The sequence below is a fragment of the Bacillus sp. FSL M7-0558 genome (genome assembly GCF_038003245.1).
In the GTDB taxonomy this organism is placed as follows: Bacteria; Bacillota; Bacilli; order Bacillales; family Bacillaceae; genus Bacillus; species Bacillus pumilus.
This window is the reverse complement of the sequence record NZ_JBBOOU010000001.1, coordinates 1,177,931-1,196,726: the sequence shown is the minus strand read 5'-3', so window position 1 is coordinate 1,196,726 and position 18,796 is coordinate 1,177,931. Positions and strand designations below refer to the sequence as shown.

20 protein-coding genes, 1 pseudogene and 1 riboswitch are annotated in these 18,796 nt (G+C 40.9%); of the genes and pseudogenes, 7 read left to right on the top strand and 14 right to left on the bottom strand.

Translation table 11 applies throughout. From position 1 onward, the window contains the following. The 5 genes from thiS to MHB79_RS05785 all read right to left on the bottom strand — a co-directional run bounded on the left by thiS (position 1) and on the right by MHB79_RS05785 (position 4,688). Positions 1-204, bottom strand: a complete 204-nt coding sequence (gene thiS / locus MHB79_RS05805; RefSeq protein WP_003210896.1) for a sulfur carrier protein ThiS — start codon at positions 202-204, stop codon at positions 1-3. Further along, positions 201-1,313, bottom strand: a complete 1,113-nt coding sequence (gene thiO / locus MHB79_RS05800; protein WP_003211712.1) for a glycine oxidase ThiO — start codon at positions 1,311-1,313, stop codon at positions 201-203. The genes thiS and thiO overlap by 4 nt, the downstream gene beginning before the upstream one ends. After that, positions 1,297-1,914: a thiazole tautomerase TenI gene (gene tenI, locus MHB79_RS05795; RefSeq protein WP_003211366.1), complete on the bottom strand. Its 618-nt coding sequence runs from the start codon at positions 1,912-1,914 to the stop codon at positions 1,297-1,299. The genes thiO and tenI overlap by 17 nt, the downstream gene beginning before the upstream one ends. Next, positions 1,889-2,599, bottom strand: a complete 711-nt coding sequence (gene tenA, locus MHB79_RS05790; protein ID WP_003211004.1) for a thiaminase II — start codon at positions 2,597-2,599, stop codon at positions 1,889-1,891. Before tenA ends, tenI begins: the two co-directional genes overlap by 26 nt. Before the next feature lie 78 nt (positions 2,600-2,677). Next, positions 2,678-2,787, bottom strand: a riboswitch (TPP riboswitch). 59 nt (positions 2,788-2,846) lie between these two features. Continuing rightward, positions 2,847-4,688 (bottom strand): monovalent cation:proton antiporter family protein, encoded by a 1,842-nt coding sequence (locus MHB79_RS05785; RefSeq protein WP_340989273.1) that lies wholly within the window; start codon positions 4,686-4,688, stop codon positions 2,847-2,849. Positions 4,689-4,850: 162 nt separating this feature from the next. On the opposite strand from MHB79_RS05785, the gene prpE reads away from it, so the two are divergent. Next, the gene (prpE, locus tag MHB79_RS05780; RefSeq protein WP_003211819.1) at positions 4,851-5,594 is read left to right on the top strand and encodes a bis(5'-nucleosyl)-tetraphosphatase PrpE; all 744 of its coding nucleotides are present in this window, start codon (positions 4,851-4,853) and stop codon (positions 5,592-5,594) included. 42 nt (positions 5,595-5,636) lie between these two features. On the opposite strand, the gene MHB79_RS05775 is transcribed toward prpE, so the two are convergent. The 4 genes from MHB79_RS05775 to MHB79_RS05760 all read right to left on the bottom strand — a co-directional run bounded on the left by MHB79_RS05775 (position 5,637) and on the right by MHB79_RS05760 (position 8,442). Continuing rightward, the gene (locus MHB79_RS05775; protein WP_106035864.1) at positions 5,637-6,503 is read right to left on the bottom strand and encodes an RluA family pseudouridine synthase; all 867 of its coding nucleotides are present in this window, start codon (positions 6,501-6,503) and stop codon (positions 5,637-5,639) included. A 44-nt stretch (positions 6,504-6,547) separates the two neighbouring features. Continuing rightward, positions 6,548-7,348 (bottom strand): NAD kinase, encoded by an 801-nt coding sequence (locus MHB79_RS05770; protein ID WP_003211364.1) that lies wholly within the window; start codon positions 7,346-7,348, stop codon positions 6,548-6,550. A gap of 65 nt (positions 7,349-7,413) precedes the next feature. Beyond that, positions 7,414-8,043, bottom strand: coding sequence for a GTP pyrophosphokinase (locus MHB79_RS05765; RefSeq protein ID WP_003211990.1), 630 nt, complete (start codon positions 8,041-8,043; stop codon positions 7,414-7,416). A gap of 33 nt (positions 8,044-8,076) precedes the next feature. Beyond that, positions 8,077-8,442: a UPF0738 family protein gene (locus MHB79_RS05760; protein WP_003210805.1), complete on the bottom strand. Its 366-nt coding sequence runs from the start codon at positions 8,440-8,442 to the stop codon at positions 8,077-8,079. A 236-nt stretch (positions 8,443-8,678) separates the two neighbouring features. Between MHB79_RS05760 and MHB79_RS05755 the strand changes: the two genes are divergently transcribed. The 5 genes from MHB79_RS05755 to MHB79_RS05735 all read left to right on the top strand — a co-directional run bounded on the left by MHB79_RS05755 (position 8,679) and on the right by MHB79_RS05735 (position 12,096). Continuing rightward, positions 8,679-9,257, top strand: a complete 579-nt coding sequence (locus MHB79_RS05755; RefSeq protein ID WP_003212158.1) for a CYTH domain-containing protein — start codon at positions 8,679-8,681, stop codon at positions 9,255-9,257. 21 nt (positions 9,258-9,278) lie between these two features. Beyond that, on the top strand, positions 9,279-10,046 hold the full coding sequence (locus MHB79_RS05750) for a lytic transglycosylase domain-containing protein (protein ID WP_253622727.1): 768 nt from the start codon (positions 9,279-9,281) through the stop codon (positions 10,044-10,046). A gap of 274 nt (positions 10,047-10,320) precedes the next feature. After that, complete coding sequence (locus MHB79_RS05745) at positions 10,321-10,719, top strand: globin domain-containing protein (RefSeq protein WP_008355333.1); 399 nt, start codon at positions 10,321-10,323, stop codon at positions 10,717-10,719. Further along, complete coding sequence (locus tag MHB79_RS05740) at positions 10,716-11,627, top strand: ClpXP adapter SpxH family protein (RefSeq protein ID WP_268493137.1); 912 nt, start codon at positions 10,716-10,718, stop codon at positions 11,625-11,627. The genes MHB79_RS05745 and MHB79_RS05740 overlap by 4 nt, the downstream gene beginning before the upstream one ends. A 295-nt stretch (positions 11,628-11,922) precedes the next feature. Next, positions 11,923-12,096 carry a hypothetical protein gene (locus tag MHB79_RS05735; protein WP_003211988.1) on the top strand — a complete coding sequence of 58 codons (174 nt, stop codon included), beginning with the start codon at positions 11,923-11,925 and terminating at the stop codon, positions 12,094-12,096. A gap of 100 nt (positions 12,097-12,196) precedes the next feature. On the opposite strand, the gene pepF is transcribed toward MHB79_RS05735, so the two are convergent. The 5 genes and pseudogenes from pepF to MHB79_RS19015 form a co-directional block, all read right to left on the bottom strand. Further along, positions 12,197-14,023, bottom strand: a complete 1,827-nt coding sequence (gene pepF / locus MHB79_RS05730; RefSeq protein ID WP_340989266.1) for an oligoendopeptidase F — start codon at positions 14,021-14,023, stop codon at positions 12,197-12,199. 214 nt (positions 14,024-14,237) lie between these two features. Then, positions 14,238-15,398 (bottom strand): competence protein CoiA, encoded by a 1,161-nt coding sequence (locus MHB79_RS05725; RefSeq protein ID WP_106030386.1) that lies wholly within the window; start codon positions 15,396-15,398, stop codon positions 14,238-14,240. Positions 15,399-15,558: 160 nt separating this feature from the next. After that, the gene (cls, locus tag MHB79_RS05720; RefSeq protein WP_050945276.1) at positions 15,559-17,079 is read right to left on the bottom strand and encodes a cardiolipin synthase; all 1,521 of its coding nucleotides are present in this window, start codon (positions 17,077-17,079) and stop codon (positions 15,559-15,561) included. A gap of 85 nt (positions 17,080-17,164) precedes the next feature. Further along, positions 17,165-17,830, bottom strand: a complete 666-nt coding sequence (mecA, locus tag MHB79_RS05715) for an adaptor protein MecA (protein ID WP_050945278.1) — start codon at positions 17,828-17,830, stop codon at positions 17,165-17,167. Then, positions 17,797-17,917: pseudogene (locus MHB79_RS19015) on the bottom strand (hypothetical protein); the annotation flags it as partial. The pseudogene MHB79_RS19015 and the gene mecA, both read right to left, overlap by 34 nt. Positions 17,918-18,092: 175 nt before the next feature. Here MHB79_RS19015 and MHB79_RS05710 point away from each other — a divergent pair. Then, positions 18,093-18,758: a TerC family protein gene (locus MHB79_RS05710; RefSeq protein WP_050945279.1), complete on the top strand. Its 666-nt coding sequence runs from the start codon at positions 18,093-18,095 to the stop codon at positions 18,756-18,758. Positions 18,759-18,796: the final 38 nt, after the last annotated feature.

Here is an 18,796-nt window from a genome sequence, read left to right as displayed (position 1 = left end):
TCATCCTCCTCCTACAAAGTGAACGATTTCGATCGTGTCATTAGGTTGAATTTTCACTTGTTGAAACGCTTCTTTATCAATAATTTCTTGGTTCTTTTCCACAATCACTACTCGATTTTCAAGCTGATAGTCTGATAGCAGGTCATAGATCGTTCCATTCTCTTGATCGAAATCAACGATTCTGCCATTCAATTGAATTTTCATACAAACAGTGCCTCCTTTCGGTCAATACGAAATGCGTGAAGCCATTCTTTTTTGACCGGTTCACCTAATATCAGGTCGCGAATGATCTTTCCAGTAATCGGAGCAAGTAAAATACCATTTCTGTAATGACCAGCAGCAAAAAGAATACGCCGATCTTCTGGATGTCTTCCGATGTAGGGATGCTGGTCGCTTGTCGCCGGACGAAGGCCAGCCCAGCACTGATCAATCGGCATCTCCTTGATCGAAGGCATCAGCTGTGACGCCTTTTGAATAACAGCTTCGATACCGCCAAGCGTTGGAACAGTTTGCCACTCGTTTGGCTTCATCGTTGCGCCAACGATCAGTTTGCCGCTATCTCGTTGAACGATGTAACAATGATCATGGTAAATGGTGTGTTGGAGTGCTGGACCATGATTCCATACAGACACACATTCCCCTTTTACTGGATAAAGAGAATGAGATAATCCAAGCTCTTCAAAAAAATGGCCAGACCATACACCACTTGCTACAGTTAGTTCATCACATGTGAATGTTCCCATCGTTGTTCTAATTGCTAACGCTTCTTTCTCCCGCTTCACTTCGATCACGGGTGTACACTCTTTCACTTCTGCCCCGTACCTGACCGCCGCCTGCCAAAATGCTCGGCATACCGCATAAGGTTCGACATGAACATCCTCTTTAATCAAACCTGCTCCTAGGATATTCTCTGCCATTTGAGGCATGCATTTTTTTACGCTGCCTGCGTCCATCCACTCAAATGAAGACAAATGCTGCATCCGGCAAAGTGCTTGTTTCTCCTCTTCGGTAAAGGCTACCTTCATGATACCGCCCGCTGATGTTCGAATATCAATGCCAGATTCATGCTGTAGATCGACTTTTAACTTTTCGTACAATGCCTGGCTTGCTCTGCCTACTTGAAAAAAAATATCCTCATGACCCTCTCCTTCAGCATGTGCACCAAGCATCCCAGCAGCCGCACTTGTCGTTTGCTTCCCTACCTCATTCGCCTCAAATAAGACGACCTGCTTTCCTGCTTTTGCAAGGTGATAGGCAATGGACATCCCTATGATTCCACCACCAATGATTGCCACATCATAATGCTTCTTCATAAGGATGCTCCTTTACTTGTTTAGAAAATGCTTGTGCCATCTTGCGCGGCTGATGATGAGTAAAAATTCCAGACATGACAGCAATCCCTTTCACATTCGCGTGTCTCAATTCTGGAATGCGGTCAGGTGTCACACCACCGATTGCCACGACTGGAATAGATAGTAGAGATGTCAGTTCTTTCACAAGCTGTACGCCTCTTGCCTGAAGTCCTGGTTTACAAGTGGTGTCATATACGTGCCCAAATATGACATACTCTGCTCCATTTTTCTCAGCTGCTTTCCCTTCTTCAATCGAATGAACAGAGACGCCCGCATGAAGATGAGGGAATTTTTGCCGCAGCTCTTTTGGCGAAAAGCTATGGCCCGGGAGATGTACCCGGTGAATATTGGTGAGCAGTGCAACGTCTACTCTGTCGTTGATGATGAGCTTCTCTTTCGGTACACCTTCTAAAAGGAGACCTTTCACGAGATCAACAAGCTCACTTGCTGTTTTAGACCGTTCCCGGATATGAATAAAATCCACTTCAGGTGCAATGTTTTTTATTTGTTTGATCAGCTCACCCGCAGGAAGCGAATCATTTGTCACTGCGTGGAGTTCCATTTGCACCAACCCCATCTAAGCATGCTGTTTGCCACATTTCTTTTTGATACGCCATCTCCCAGAAATGGTATTCGTAATAGCTTGAAATCACAAAATTTTCTTTCATATTGGCCCGTACATGTTCTGGTGCTTTTTCGGCTAGTTCATCAAAGCGGTTGACTTGTTCAAAGACAAGTTCCTTAAACCAATCCCCTCCATATGTCAAAATCCATTCCTGATAAATCGGATGGTCAGGTGTGGTTTGTTTCAGCTTTTCACCCACCTCATAATAAAGCCAGTAGCACGGCAATAACGCAGCTAATATCTCTTCGAATCGTCCGCTTTTCACAGATCGGTACATATGAGACGTATACGCATATGCAGTGGGAGAAGGCTTAAAGTTCTCGATGGCTTCATCTGAAATCTCTAAAAGCTCTGTAAACTTTCTATGCAGCGACAGCTCTGCTTCATACGTTCCCTGCGCATGATACGCCATTCTGCCCGTCGTATGTAAGTCCTCACTAATTGCCGCTCCATATGCTTGCACCTTTGCAAAATGAGTTAAATAATATGAATCTTGCATCACATAATACGTGAAACGATCGAGTGACAGCGTGCCATCGCCAATCCCTTTCACAAAGGGGTGTGTAAAGCTTCCATTCCACCATGGTGCTGCTGCTTCTTTACATTCAGTTGAAAATGTCATGTTTCTCTCCTCCTGTTTTTCCATATAAAAAAGCCACTTTCCGTATGGAAAGTGGCTTGGAATTTGTAAAAAGCATAATCAAAAACCGCACCACTTCCCTACGCAGGTATGAACCTGTTCAGGTAATGAGGGTCTAAAAGTCGATACTTTTATCTCAGCCCTTTTAAAGGACTCCCCTAGTGGATCAAATATATGATGTTGTACTTCTATCTTAATCAGGAATTGTTCATTGGTCAAGGGTTCATTCTCACTCTAATTGGGCTCTAAGTCCTGCTACATACTCACGAGAGCCCGACACAAGCACACGGTCACCACTTCTAAGCGTCGTATCTCCATGTGGTACTAAGCTGTCTATCCCTCTGAAAATACGGACAAAGACCAAATTGCCGGTAAACGGAAATTCCCTCAGCATGACATTGTGGTAGCGATGATTGTTCATTTGAATTTGATACAAGGAAGTATCCTCATTTGTTAATAATCGAATCGCATCCGGTGCTTCAATCAAGGCTCTTAGCACCGTTTTAGATGATAGGAAATTAGAAAACGTATCAATGCCCGCTTCCTTCAATGTTAGCTCTGCCTCAGCTTTGCTCACACTCGCAATGACTTGTTTTGCTCCTTCTTCCTTTGCAAATAAAGCAATTTCCTTATTTTTCGTCTCACTGCCTGTTGCGACGACGAGGACATCCTCCTGGCCAACGCCTGCCTTTCGCAGCGTCTCATCGTCGTACTCTTCAATTGATTCGACTTCAAAGATGGAGTCGGCGAGCATCGCTTCTTTATTTTCTTGAAAGACATGCAAAATTCGAATATCATATTCATCCTGATGTAAATCGAGTGTGACAGGTAAGGTCAGCTGATTTGCACCAATAAAGGTCACACGTTTTTTATGGCTCACAGCTTGTTCTTTTTTAAACAGTGCTTTAAACCAAACTGGCGTTAAAATACTCGTGAGTATCGCGACTAAAATTAGCGCGCCGGACATTTTATGATCAATGACTCCGAGCCGCTCCCCGATCGTCGCAGCTGCAATGACGAGTGATAATGTCGATGTTAATAAAAAGCCAGAGCCGATCACTTTTTTCATGTCATACCATTTTTTCAAATAAAGAATCGGGATGAGTTTACTAATCAGTAATGCAATAAATAGCAGCGGGATCATGATCATAATGTTTGGGTCCTTGAACAGTGCCCATATATTCAAATCCACTCCGACCATCACAAAGAAGATGGGGATCAAAAATCCGTAGCCAAATGAATCCAGCTGCTGGACAAGCTCTTTATTCGGCGAAAGAAGGGACACAAGTACGCCCGCTAAAAACGCCCCAAGAATATTTTCAGCACCGAGTGATTCAGATAAAGCAACTAAGACTATAATGAGAGTAAAGATCGCCCTTGTCCCAATTTGCACGGTCCCTTTTGACATGGACTGAAAAATTGACTTTGTCTTAAATACGCGGCCAAATAAATAAAGAAGGATGCCCGCAGCAAATAATAAGAGCAGAAGCCACATATTCCCTGTACCATCGCCATAAATGGAGGAAAATACAGCAAGTAAAATCATCGTCACCAAATCCGCAATGACAGCGACAAGCAAGATGATTTGACCGATATTCGTCTGCATCAATTTTTCCTCTTTTAAGGTGGGAACCACTACCCCTAATGAGATCGTCGATATAATGAGCGTCATTAAAAAGGCATTTTGGATAAACCCTGCAAGGACAAACGCATAGGACAGAATAAAAGAAATACTAAATACGCCAAGAAAAACAATAGTGGCTGCTTTAAACGTATTCGGTTCTTTTAGACCATTTGGTAGTTCTCGTGCTTTCTTCTTTGACTCGAAAGAAGAAAAATCTATTTCAAGTCCACTTAAAAACATCAGAAAAATAAAACCGAGCATGGATAACGTATCTAACCATGCATCATGTTCAACTACCAGTTGAAGACCGCTTTTTCCAATGATGAGCCCCATGATGATTTCAGCAACAACGACCGGAATGGTCAGCTTAAATCGGTGCAATAAAAGTGGGGTGAAAAAGGCGACAATAATAACGACAACGAGTGATGAAACAGATGTATGCTCCATTGGCTAAAGCCTCCTAACATTGATGTTTAATCTTTTAAGGTTTACGTTAAAGCATTGATTCTAACAATTGCCTAAATGAAAAGAAAGCCATTCGTTATATGTTCTAAAATTCAAACTTCTTTAACCCCGATGAATGGATGAGAAAAATCAGGAGGAAATCTTATGAAATTTGATATCATTGGTGATATCCACGGCTGCTACGAAGAGCTGCTTGCCCTCATACACAAACTAGGATACGAATTCAAACATGGATTACCCGTCCATCCTGATAAGAGAACGCTAGCACTTGTCGGTGATTTAACAGATCGAGGACCTCAGTCAGTAGATGTCATGCGATTTGTCATTCATGCCTACGCACACGGCGCGATCCGCTACGTACCTGGCAACCATTGCTTTAAGCTTTATCGCTATTTAAAAGGAAATCCGGTGAAATTACTTCATGGCATTGAAACCACAGTGAACGAAATAAAAAAGCTGCCCCTTCATGAACAAACCAAATTGTCACATGAATTTAAGCAGCTATTTGAGAAGGCTCCGCTTTACGATGTACTTATTCCTGATGAACTGATGATTGCTCACGCAGCGATGAAGGAAAAGGACATTGGAAGAAAGCCGAACAAACAGATGCGATCCTATCTATTATTTGGCGCAGTCACAGGAGAAACGTGGCCGGATGGGCGACCTGTGCGGAAGGATTGGGCAAAGGAATATCGCGGAAAACCATGGATTGTCTACGGACATACACCAGTGAAAGAACCGCGATTCGTTGGCAGAACTGTCAACATTGATACAGGCTGTGTATTTGGCCACCGGCTGTCTGCCCTTAAATATCCTGAGCTTGAAACGGTTTCTGTTCCTTCCTCTATGCCTTATGACGATTCAAGGTTTCAGCATTTCACATCATAAAAAAACCCGGTCCTGCGCTTGCAGGTAGCCGGGTTTCTCTATTTAAAGCAGCAATGATTTCATGTCTTCTGGAAGCGGAGCCGAGAATGTCATTTCCTCCCCAGTCATCGGATGAGGAAAGACAAGAGTCTCACTATGAAGTGCCTGCCGGTTCATCCGCTCACTCGTCCCGCCATATAACGTATCTCCGATGAGCGGATGACCAAGATACTGCATATGAACACGAATTTGATGGGTTCTCCCCGTTTCAAGTGCCAGCGTCACATCTGACATGTTCAACTCAGCATCCACCGCTCGCACTGTAAAATGCGTCACAGCTTCCTGTCCAGTATCATCGACCATTCGCTCAATGATACTATCTCCTTTTCGGGCAATTTTTGCACGAATGGTTCCATGCTTTTCTTTGATCATGCCATGTGTAAACGCTCTGTATGTTCGTTTGACCGCTCCACCTTTCTGCGCTTTTGATAAAAGGCTGTGGGCAAAGCGATGCTTGGCCACAAGCATGACGCCAGATGTATCACGATCAAGGCGGTTCACTAAATGAACCGTCAGCCGAACAGACTGCTCTGCATAATGATGCAGCAATCCATTCGCAATACTGTGCTCTGGGTGCTCCCGAGAAGGAATGGACGGAATATATGGCTTTTTATTCAGCACAAGGACATGCTCATCCTCAAATAAAATATCAAGCGGAATTGGAGCAGGCTTTAGCCCTTCACTCACTTTTTCCTCTGGGAATAAAATGGTGAGCCTGTCTCCGTTATGCAGCTTGTATCTCACAGTCACATGCTCTCCATTAATGAGGAGATCACCGCCATCAAATTTAATATCCGTCAGCATTCTTTTCGAAATGCCAATATCTATTAAATAATCCTTTAAAAGCAGCCCTTCTTCTTTGGCTGTCATGGTTTTGTTTAGTGTAAAGTATTCCAGCGAGAACGACCTCTTTCTTATTCACCTTTTCCGATAAAGGAATCTTGCACCCTTTTCCAAAACGGAAATGGTCTAAATCGGGCAAAGCGGACATTCTCGTCTGCTACCCGGCATTGAATGGATTTGACGTCCTTATGAAGCAGCGTCAAATGATCAATGGTTACCTGAAAATCGACATCATTCCTCGGTTTAATGACACAAGTATGGTGGTCTGGTAAAATAAGCGGCGAACCGACCGTTCGAAACACTCTGTTGTTGATTGAAGCCATTTCTGCCAGCTGAATGGCTCTAATGGAAGGATGAATAATGGCGCCCCCAAGTGCTTTATTATAGGCTGTACTGCCAGACGGCGTAGACAGACAAAGACCGTCACCTCTGAATGTTTCAAACAGCTGACCCCTAATTTCAACATCTGCCACAAGTGTCCCTTCCATACTTTTAATCGTACATTCATTCATGGCTAAATATTTCTCTTCTCTGCCGCCATCGTTGTATCTGACAATGACTTCTAAGATCGGATATTCCACAATGTGATAAGGGGTTTTCGCAATAGCTAAAACGAGTTTTTCAATTTCACTTGGCACCCAGTCAGCATAAAAACCAAGATGACCTGTATGAACACCGACAAAAGCTGTTTCATTCAGACGGTCGCTATAACGGTGAAACGCATAAAGAAGGGTGCCGTCTCCACCAACCGTAATGACAAGATCGGGTTCCTCTTCATTGAGTTCCATCCCGAAATCCAATAAGTAGGTCTGAATTTTACTTTTGAGTGTGTCAGATACAGAATTCCCTTTCGAAGAAACTGCAAATTTCATGAATTCTTCTCCTTTTCCACCTTGCTGCTATGAGAGGGCAGCATCATATTTGATCAAGCACAGGCTCAGCTATCGTTTTTCTTTTTCCGGGAAAATGCCACTTGTGCTTCTTGAATTTCCCCTCTAATTTCAGACATCTCATCATCAAGAAGAGATGCTGCCTCGGAAGCTCTTTGAAGGCGCAGCTTGACTTTCTCCGGGATATTCCCGCTATATTTATAATTCAGAGAATGCTCAATGGTCGCCCAAAAATTCATCGCAAGTGTACGAATTTGGATTTCGACGAGGAGCTGCTTCTCTCCATTAATCGTTTGCAGCGGATATAACACAACAAGGTGGTACGAACGGTATCCGCTTTCTTTATGCTCTGCAATATAGTCGCGTTTATCAACAACCACGAAGTCTTTTCGTGACTGGAGCATTTTTTTCACGACTTGTATGTCTTCTACAAACTGGCACATAATGCGAAGCCCAGCAATATCCTGCATCGTTTCGATTTCATGCATTGGGATGTTTTTACGCTTTGCCTTTTCTAATATGCTGGCAACAGGTTTCACTCGGCCTGTAACAAATTCTACTGGTGAATGGTCATCCTCGAATTCATACAGCTTTCGAATGCCTTTTAGTTTCACTTTTAATTCTTCGACTGCTTGTTTATACGGTGCGAGGAATTGATCCCATTGTTTTTTGTCCATGAAACTTCCCCCAATTCCATATACCTAATTATTTCAGAGGAATGTGCTCTTCACTTTCTCTTCCATATCTCCGTAATTGGCATTGTCTTTAATATTGTCGATTAAATAATGTAATTCTTGATGAAGCTGAATGAGTTCTAACGAATGTCCTCCCGCTGTCAAATAGACAGGGATGTCAAGATTCATTGCTTCTTTTAATGGAGTCCATGTATGTTTCCCTAAGATAAGATATGAAAAGGACTCCTCGTTTTCAAGTATGTAAACGAACGCAAAGTGATCAGAATCAACAAGCATTTGTCCTGATGCTTTTGCTTTTTGGATTTGCTCTTCTGACTTGGTCGTCAAAATCAGCCTGTCTTCTTTTAAAGTTGCTTCTGCGATTTCAATTCGGTTTTGCATCATGATCTCCTTTACAACAAAGTACAGCTTTATTTTATCATATCAAGTTCAATATTGATAAACCGAACTTATTGAGAAAAACCTATTTTCTTCTTATAAATGATCCTTTCACGTAATTATTCATTGATTTTGGCACATGCGGAAAGAGAAATAATAGATAAAAACAGTCTTTTACATGATGAACATACTTCATGTACAATAATCATATTTCCTCTAAATGAAAGGTTGATGTCAAAATGGCACAGGAAATTGAAATAGAACTAAAGCAATTGTTAATGAAAGAAGAATTTGAACAGTTGAAACAACATTTTCAATTGAAGGATTCGGATTTTCACACGCAAACCAACCATTACTTTGATACACCTCAATTTGATATAAAATCTCAATTCGCTGCATTAAGAATGAGAGAAAGAAACGGTCAGTGGGTTCTCACGTTAAAGGAACCACACGAAATAGGCTTGCTCGAAACCCACCAAACGATCGCTCCTCCTTCAAGCCTTGACGATTTTCAGCTGCCAAAAGGTGAAGTGGCTGACAGGCTAGATCATTTGAACATTCAAAAGGATCAAATTGTGTATTTTGGTTCACTTGAAACGTCAAGAGCTGAAAAAATGATCAAAGAAGGCTTAATTGTTTTGGATCACAGCCGATATTTAACAGTAGAGGACTATGAACTTGAATTTGAAGTGAGCGACTTGGAAATCGGACAAGCCGCATTCTCCGCATTGCTCCAACAATTCCAAATCCCTGTACGAAACACGAAAAACAAAGTCGTACGTTTTTATGAAGAGAAAATGAAAACACAGAATAGATGAATTCCTTGAAGGAGGAACATGATGAACGTCAATCAACTTCAATCCTTTATGCAGCTCCAAGCGCTTAAAACGTTACAATCAGACCCTGGACAAACGCAAATGCCGGGCGGCCAAGAATCGAATGCTCAAGCTTCATTTCAGTCGCTGCTGCAAGATTTTTTAGGCGGATCAGAATTATCACGTCTGCCGCTTTCAATTTCTGCATTTATGGGAACGGACCCATCAACGGCTCCGAACACGCAATACGCGCGTACAAACCCATACTTATCTGCTATCGCTGGCGGTGAGCAGCTTCAAGCTCAACCTTCATATGCGAATGACGCTCCATTGAATACAGCAAATGGTATTGGAAATGTCTTAAACAACAGCTACACGCCGCCGCTTCAAAAGGCTGTTTCAAGCGGCTCATCATCAAAGGAAATTAATCAAATTGTGTCACAAATGGCTCAAAAACATGGTGTTCCAGAAAAGCTAATTCATGCGGTCATCAAGCAAGAATCTGGCTATCGTACGAATGCGGTCAGCCATGCAGGCGCGCTTGGCCTTATGCAGCTTATGCCATCTACAGCTAAGTCACTTGGCGTGAATAATGCCTTTGATGCGGCCCAGAACATCGAAGGCGGCACGAAGTATATCAAACAAATGCTTCAGAAATATAATGGAAATGTCTCACTCGCCTTAGCTGCTTATAATGCAGGCTCAGGAAATGTTGATAAATACGGCGGCATTCCACCATTTAAAGAAACACAAAATTATGTAAAGAAAATTACAGCACAATATTTCGCTTAAACCGAAGAGAATAACCTCTTCGGTTTTTTGTATGTCGCTTTTCACCCTTTTTTGACTGAATGTGTTATGATATGGTCAATTGATCACGGAACCCACCTCTCCCCTTATTTCCAATAGACCAAAGCGGTTTGTTTGTGGAATTGAGATGAGGTTGTTAAAATAAGTACAAGAATAGAAACATTAAAATAGAACAAACTGAATATCACTTTTGAAATAAATGAATTCACAATAGGGCGCTTCATCCTATTAACTACGAGTAAAAGGAGTAGTCAACATGGTACAATCGTTTAACGCACCTTACGAAGCGGTTGGAGAGGAACTTCTATCGCAACTTGTTGATACTTTTTATGAAAATGTAAAGTGTCATCCTTTGCTTCATCCTATTTTCCCGGATGACTTAAAAGAAACAGCAAGAAAACAAAAACAGTTTTTAACGCAATATTTAGGCGGACCCCCGCTTTATACAGAGGAGCATGGCCACCCTATGCTAAGGGCGAGACATCTCCCTTTTCCAATTACTGAGGAGCGGGCTGACGCATGGCTTGAATGCATGGAGGATGCGATGGATCAAGTAGGATTAACCGGCGATATTCGTGACTTTTTATTTGAGCGACTTTCTTTAACGGCTCGTCATATGGTCAATCAAACACCTGAAAAGGATGGACGATCTTGAGCTGCAATACGCACGATCAATATTTCTCACACTGTCACGGACATCCTCAAAAGCCGATTGAAATCTATGTATTCATTGACCCTCTAAGTCCAGACTGCTGGTTATTAGAACCATCCATTAAAAAATTAAAAATGAAGTACGGCCGTTTTTTCACTTTACGAACGGTGACAAGTTCTAGTATTAATGCATTGAATCGAAAACGAAAAAAGCATTTACTGACCGAAGCATGGGGGAAATTTGCGACCAAAACTCAGACCAAAAAAGAACAAATGCTGTCTGAACAAATTGTGACTTCACCGTATCTCGCCTCGCTTGCATTAAAAGCGGCTGAACTTCAAGGCAGAAAATGCGGAATGAAATTTCTGCGTCTCATTCAAGAATCACTTTTTTGCCATCAGCAAGATGTCACAAGTGAACATGTACTGCTAGAAAATGCAAAAAGCGCTGGACTAGACATCGAGGAATTCCAGCGCGATATTCATTCTCAAAGTGCTGTCAAAGCACTAAAATGTGATATGAAAATTGCCGCTGAAATGGACGTGTCTGAGCTTCCGACCTTTGCCTTTTTTAATACAGTAAACGGAGATGAAGGATTAAAAATTTCAGGTGCGTACTCTTATGATGTATACGAGGAAATCCTTTTTGAAATGATTGGTGAAAAACCAACCCCTTCAGAACGGCCTCCAATTGAATGGTTTATTGCTTACTTTCAATTTGCATCTGCCAAAGAGATTGCGGTCGTTTATGACCTGACACTTGATGAAGTTGAACGAGAAATGAAAAAGCTGGCTTTCGCTAAAAAAGTCGAACGTGTACAAGTGCATCAAGAAATGTTTTGGCGCTATAAAGAAGATGATCATCATTCAGATATTGATGTCTATCGCTGTGAGAATGAACATGGGTGCTGACCCATGTTTTTTCTTTACCTCAAAAGGAACGTTTGTTCTTTTTTAAACCACGAAGAAACCGCGCCGGGATAAGCGCGGTTTCACTATGTCTTAACGACAACAAAGGGGATGGGAGAAATTTTTCACGGTCAAACAAAGGGGTAATGTTTGTATGTGATTAATTTCACATCTTTAGTATATCAAATTTTGTCGACTTATGACAACAGATATACTATATGTTCATATTTTTGTCACAAAACATAAGAGGGTTGTCACTTTCATATAGTGAAAGTAACGAAAAAATGGAGGGATCTGCATGCGCAGCACAACCATTGGACTTGTTTCCATTGGCTTATGTTTCTTTTTAAACATATTAGGCTTAATGAAAATGCTTCCCCTTTATCTCACATCGCCACTCTTATTTGCTACAATACTTTTTACACTTTATCGAATGAACCACCGGAAGACCTTTAAAGGATTTAAAGGTTGATGATAATGAACGGCCTCTACATGTGAAGAGGTCTTTTTTGTGAAAAAAACTCCTGTCAAAAGATGAGTTTTCACTCACACGTCTGACAGAAGTCTTTTCATTACTCACCCGTTTTAGAGATGAGCTCTTCCATTTCTTTCAATTTTTCTTCGAACAATTGACATGCTGCTTCGATTGGTTCTTTGGAAGCCATATCAACACCCGCTTTTTTCAGCACATTGATTGGATAATCAGAGCTTCCTGCTTTAAGGAAGTCTGTGTAGCGCTCCACCGCAGGTTTTCCTTCTTCTAAGATTTGCTTGCTTAATGCCTGTGCAGCACTATAGCCTGTAGCATATTGATAGACATAATAGTTGTAATAGAAGTGAGGGATTCTCGTCCATTCTAATCCAATTTCTTTATCCACAACCATGCCGTCTCCAAAATACTTCTTATTCAGGTCGTAATAAAGGTTCGTCATGAATTCTGGCGTTAAAGCCTCTCCTTCTTGTGCTTTCACATGAATCAAATGCTCAAACTCAGCAAACATCGTCTGTCTGAATACCGTTCCTCTAAATCCTTCTAGCAAGTGATTTAACACATACAAACGCTGCTTTTTATCATCTAGATGATTCAGCAGGTATTCGCCAAGTAACGCTTCATTTGTCGTAGAAGCTACTTCAGCTACAAAGATGCTGTAGTTTCCATACGGATATGGCTGGTGCTTTCTTGTATAGTAGCTGTGGACGGAGTGCCCAAATTCATGAGCCAGTGTAAATAAATTATCAATATTATTTTGCCAGTTCATGAGGATATATGGATTTGTGCCATAGCTTCCAGATGAATACGCACCGCTACGTTTCCCTTTATTCTCATAAACGTCTACCCAGCGATTATTGAGTCCCTCTTTTAACACGGACACATATTCTTCTCCTAATGGCGCTAACCCTTTTAGCATATAATCCTTTGCTTCATCGTAGGTTAGCTTCATGCCAGCATCTTTTACAAGTGGCGTATACAAGTCATAATTGTGCACTTCATCAAGCTTTAACACCTTTTTACGCAATTCAATATAACGGTGTAATAACGGTAAATATTGATGAACTGTATCAATTAGATTGTCATATACTTCTTCTGGAATACTGTTTCGAGATAGTGCTGATTCTCTTGCCGATTTATAATTTCGTACTTTTGCATAAAAATTATCCTTTTTAATCGAACCACTCAGTGTCGAAGCAAGCGTGTTTTTATACTGATCATACGTTTTATACACAGCTTTAAAGGCATTCTTTCTCACTTCACGGTCATCACTGTTTAAAAATGTGATAAAGTTGCCGTGGGTAATTTTCTTTTCTTCCCCATTTTCATCCTTTACAGAAGGGAACGAAATATCAGCATTGTTAAACATACTAAAAGTAGTAGATGAAGTTGAGAGAGGTTCAGATGCCTCAGCTAATAAGGCCTCTTGCTCCTCACTTAAAATATGTGGACGTTCTTTATTAATTTCTTCAAGAGCATGAGAATACAGTTTTAATTCTTCTTTTTCCAGAATAAACTGCTGCAATTTATCTTCTTGAATCGATAAAATCTCTGGAACAATATAAGCAGAAGTACTAGAGAGTTGTGTAAATAAATTCGATGCTTTATCATTCAGCGCTTGAAATGATGAGTTAGTTGTATCCTCATCGTATTTCATGTGCGCATATGTATAAAGCTTACCAAGCTTTTCAGAAAGCTGATCCTGAAAGCTTAGGGCTTCATACAGTACATCAGCAGAATGGGCGAGCTTGCCTTTAAATTGGGCGAGCTTAGGAATTTCTTTTTTGACCGCTTCGAATTCCTTGTTCCATGCATCGACGCTTTCAAAAATATCTTCAAGTCGCCATTTGTTTTCTTCTTTTACTTCGCTTCTGTCTGGTAAATGGTTGTTTTTGCTTTGTGAAGTCATATGAATCCCCCTTGCATAAGTTGTGTTGAACCAACCTTTCGGAAAGTGAAAGAAATTGGTGTTGTATTTATCTTCTTTGTTTTGAACTATATTTGTCAAATCATATGCAGAAATAAATACCAAACAGACTAAAAAAATGAGAAAAAAGCGTTTCTTTCTATTCAATCGCAGCACCACCTTTTTCTTATCATGATCAAAGTGGGCATGAAACATGCTAATGAAATAAGAAAGCATCTCGTTTGAACGCTTCATCTACTGTTTGTATCGGCATTTGATTTGACGCTACTTCATAATTACCCTCTTTCGTCATGTGTAAAAACCCTTGTCTGACAAGCGCATGAACATATGATGTGATAACCTCTTTTATTTCTTCTATTGAAACATCCCCATATCGAAGCTTTACTTCTTTCATCTGGATACACCGCTTGATTTCTTTCATCAGCAGTTGAATCGTCACTGGACTGCTTCCTTTTTTCCTTATTATCCAATCATATAGACACCCCTGCCAGACATAAACGGGACTTGTAAAGATGTACGCTTCTGGCAGCGGGATAAATAATTCAGCCGGCAGAAAAGGGAAAGCTGTTTGATGATGCTCATAAAAAACGTCTCTCAACCGTTTGCTTTCATTTGATAAAATGCGAGGAGGCCGCTGCCTAAATTGCTGTATGCATCTTAGCCATTGCTTAGAAACTTGACGCTTGCTTGAGGGCGGCGATAGGATATCCGAAAGTTTGCGGTATGCTGTTGGCGGTCTGACAGTCATGGCAGCACATATTTTCGTTGGTTGAAATACAAGGAGTTGAGCAAGATGGATGAATCGATTCTGGAGCGGACAATAAAAAATCAGACTTCCTTTCTGTGATTCCCTTAGCATTCCCCAATGAATGGAGGAGAAGGAAAAGAGCTGGGCAGATTTTCGCTTTAAACGATTTGCTCCTAGGACCCATATAGGGAAGAGCCCTGCTTCGCGGAGTCCTGCTGTTCTTTTACGGAGCTCTTGCCGTGAAATATTTGAGCATTGATATTCGATTGCATAGCTTGTTCCTCCAATAGAGACGGTCACGTCAGGACGCTGATGAACCTTTGACACATACTTTTCAAGCACCGGTTTATGTCCCAGCTGCTGAAGCCAATTCATCATGGCTTCTTTCCCCGCCTGATGATATGCCGTTTCGCCTGAGGCTAGTGGACATGCTGTCAGCTGTTTATGTGCAAAATGATAAACACGTTGTTCACCAAGCTTTAATTGCACTTCTTCCCTGCATTCAGGGCAGTAAAATTTGCACGTCGTCCTGACATGCTCCAACCTGTTTTTAGATAAGTGATGTGTAATTCGAATAAGCTTTCCATTATCCATGATCGCTGTATTCATTCAGCTCGCCCCTTAGTCTTTGATGACCGTATTATAGCTTGTTCGTCTATAAGAGAGCGAATAGGCAAAATGAGCTTTTATTGTGTGAAAATATGATTTTACTGATGTTTTCTTGAGGAAAATGAAAAACCCCCTGATAAAAAGGGGGGAAATACAATCTTTATAGTAATGGCGATAATAATCTTGCTGTTGATTCAAAGAGTCTTACCCTTAACGGTCTCTTTGCAAATTCTTCTGGGACAATCTCGTGCGACTGTTCTAAATCACCTAAAAAGTCGTTCACGAGCTTCTCAGTGCTTTTCGTTTTATAGAGGAAGGCATTCACTTCAAAATTCAAATGAAAGCTTCTCATATCCATGTTGGCCGTGCCTATCGAAGCCAGCTCGCTATCTACAATGATAAATTTACTATGCATAAAGCCTTGATCATATTCATACACCTTTGCCCCTGCTTCTAAAAGCTCCGGGAAGTATGAACGGGACGCATGGAAGACGATCCGTTTATCTGGATTCTTCGGTGCAATAATCCGTACGTCTACTCCGCTTAATGCAGCAATTTTCAATGCAGACAAAATATCATCATCCGGCACAAAATATGGTGAAGCAATCCAAATAGACTTTTTGGCAGAGATAATCATGGAGAAAAAGAGATTTTTAATGACCTCCCACTGTTTATCAGGACCACCAGCAATCATTTGTACGCCTTCTGTTGTAATCTCAATGTGGGTGAAATCTTTGAAGTATTCCACACCTGCACATCTCTCATTCGTCATATAGTACCAATCCTGCATGAAAATCTGCTGCAGATCACGAACAGCTTCACCCTTAATCATCAAATGGGTGTCACGCCAAAATCCATATTGTCTGCTTCTGCCCATATATTCGTCTCCAATGTTTAGCCCGCCAACAAATCCAACTTCTCCATCAATCACGACAATTTTTCGGTGATTTCGGAAATTGATTTTATTATTTAACAGAGGCAGCCTCACGGGTAAAAAAGGAACGATCTGAACGCCAGCCTTTTCGAGGTCAGCAATATATTGACGAGAGAGCTTTAAACTCCCTACATCGTCATATAAAAAGCGGACAATCACGCCATTTTTCGCTTTATCAATGAGAATATCTTTTAATTCTTGTCCAAGGTCATCGTGGCGGAGAATATAATATTCTAAATGAATGTGATGTGTCGCCTTTTTGATTTCTTCAAAAATATGAGAGAATGTTTCTTCTCCATTCGTCAGGACTTTAGAGGACGTGCGATACGTAATAGGGGTATGTCCAAGTCTGTGGGCCAGCTTAAATAAGAGCTGCTGATGATCACCCATATGCGTCATTTTCTCAATCGCTTCTCTATGAATATGTTCATCTTCCTGGATTAACTGTTCGTCCAGGATGGCTTTCTTTTCAAACAACCGGCGCTTTTTGATATTGCGTCCAAAGAAAATATAGAACAAAAAGCCGAATAACGGAAAGCTGCCAAGCAGGACAAGCCACGTTATCGTTTGAGATGGATTCCGGTTCTCCAAGAATATGACAAACCCGATGAAGATAATCGATAAAGTGAACAGAACGCTGACTGAACTTAATACACTTACCGCTAAATCACCGGCAATTAATTGAATGACTAAATAAGCACCTATCGTAATGATAAGAAAAAATAGAACTTTGACTAAATTTCTCATTTCATTTTCTCCTTGCCGATCTCTTTATTTACCTATTCATTCCGATAAAAAAGCCGATTCCTCTATAGAAATCGACTTTTGTTGGTTACGAGAAGTGCTGTTGAATCGTTTCAAGGGCATTTCCTTCGATAATCAGCTGACCATATTCTTTCAGTCTGTAAATGCTGACCACTGATTCATGAGCATATTCAAGCAAAATGCTGAGCTTATTCTCCACTTGCTCATCTGACAAATCCTCGTGGAAGTCAACATATAGATAATAACGGTTTTCAAACGAATATAAACTTGAGGTAAAATCCTGCATATTTAATTGAGAAAGTGCAATCAAATCTTCAAAGTCATCCATTTTCAACACAAATTGAAGTTGAAGTTTTTTGTCCTTCTCATTATGGTCTTCTTGATCCTGCTCTTCTTTTTGAAAATCATCAAGCAGTGCGTCTAGACTTTCTTCATCTGTTTGATCTTTTTTATCTTCTGGAATCGGCAATTCGAGCTTTTGTCCATCTTTAGAAAGTTGGGCTTTCGTCACGACAATTTCAAGACCTTTGTCAAGTGCCTGCACTTGAATCCAAAGCGGTCCCTCAACTGCAAATTCTTCTTCTTCGTGCACTTCGTCCATTACTTCCCAAAACAGCTCTTCACTGCGTTCACGATTATACCAAATCTCTTCACGGTCAAATCCGCGGTCTTCAATATCACCGTAGGAAATATAAAATTTCACTGTATGTTCATTAATTCTTTCGATTTCCATTTTGCCAACCTTCCCTTCTATATAAGATGTTGAAGGGACATACAAGCTCCCAATTAATAGTACTTTACTACACTTTACCCGTTCCGTCTACATGTTAACCTTTTAAAGAATTGAGGTATTGCTTCGTACTGTCTATTTTATGATAAAACATGAATAAAAGAAATAAAAACGCATTTTTTGCAGAGAAAACTTACAGAAACATATATTTGAATTGTCTTCATATATTGGTTGTACGAGCTCTATTAGACATGAGGTGAAATGGATGGAAACAGAATGGATCATATCCTTACTGATGATTATTGGCATCGATCTGATTTTAGGCGGAGATAACGCGTTAATCATTGCGATGGCTAGCCGCAGCTTGTCAAATGACAAACGCAATAAAGCCATATGGATCGGCACACTTTTGGCAGTGCTGATGAGAATTACAATGACAGGTGCCGCAGTTTATTTATTGACCATCCCTTATTTGCAATTTATCGGTGGACTTTTTCTCCTTTATATAGGATACAATTTGTTAATTGAGCAAAAGAAAGAATCAATTCGCATTAAAAGCAGCGGCTCCCTTTGGCGTGCGGTTCAGACCATTGTGATTGCCGACCTCTTTATGTCACTTGATAATGTGATTGCAGTTGCAGGAGCGGCAAAAGGGAACATGCTGCTGACCGCTTTTGGCCTGATGATTTCAGTACCGATTATTATTTGGGGAAGTAAGCTGATTCATGCCGCTTTCACCAAGTTCCCGTTTCTTTTATACGGAGGAAGTGCTCTTTTGGCTTTTACTGGCGGTGAAATGATTGTTCGTGATGTGAAATTGAATGAATTTATGGCTCAGCATGCGACTCTTGAATTGATGCTTCCGTTTTTAACAGTCGTAATGGTCATTTTAGCCAGCCTGTTTTACGAACAAACGGCTGAAAATAAATAAAAAAAGCTGCCAAATGATCGGCAGCTTTTCGTTTTTCT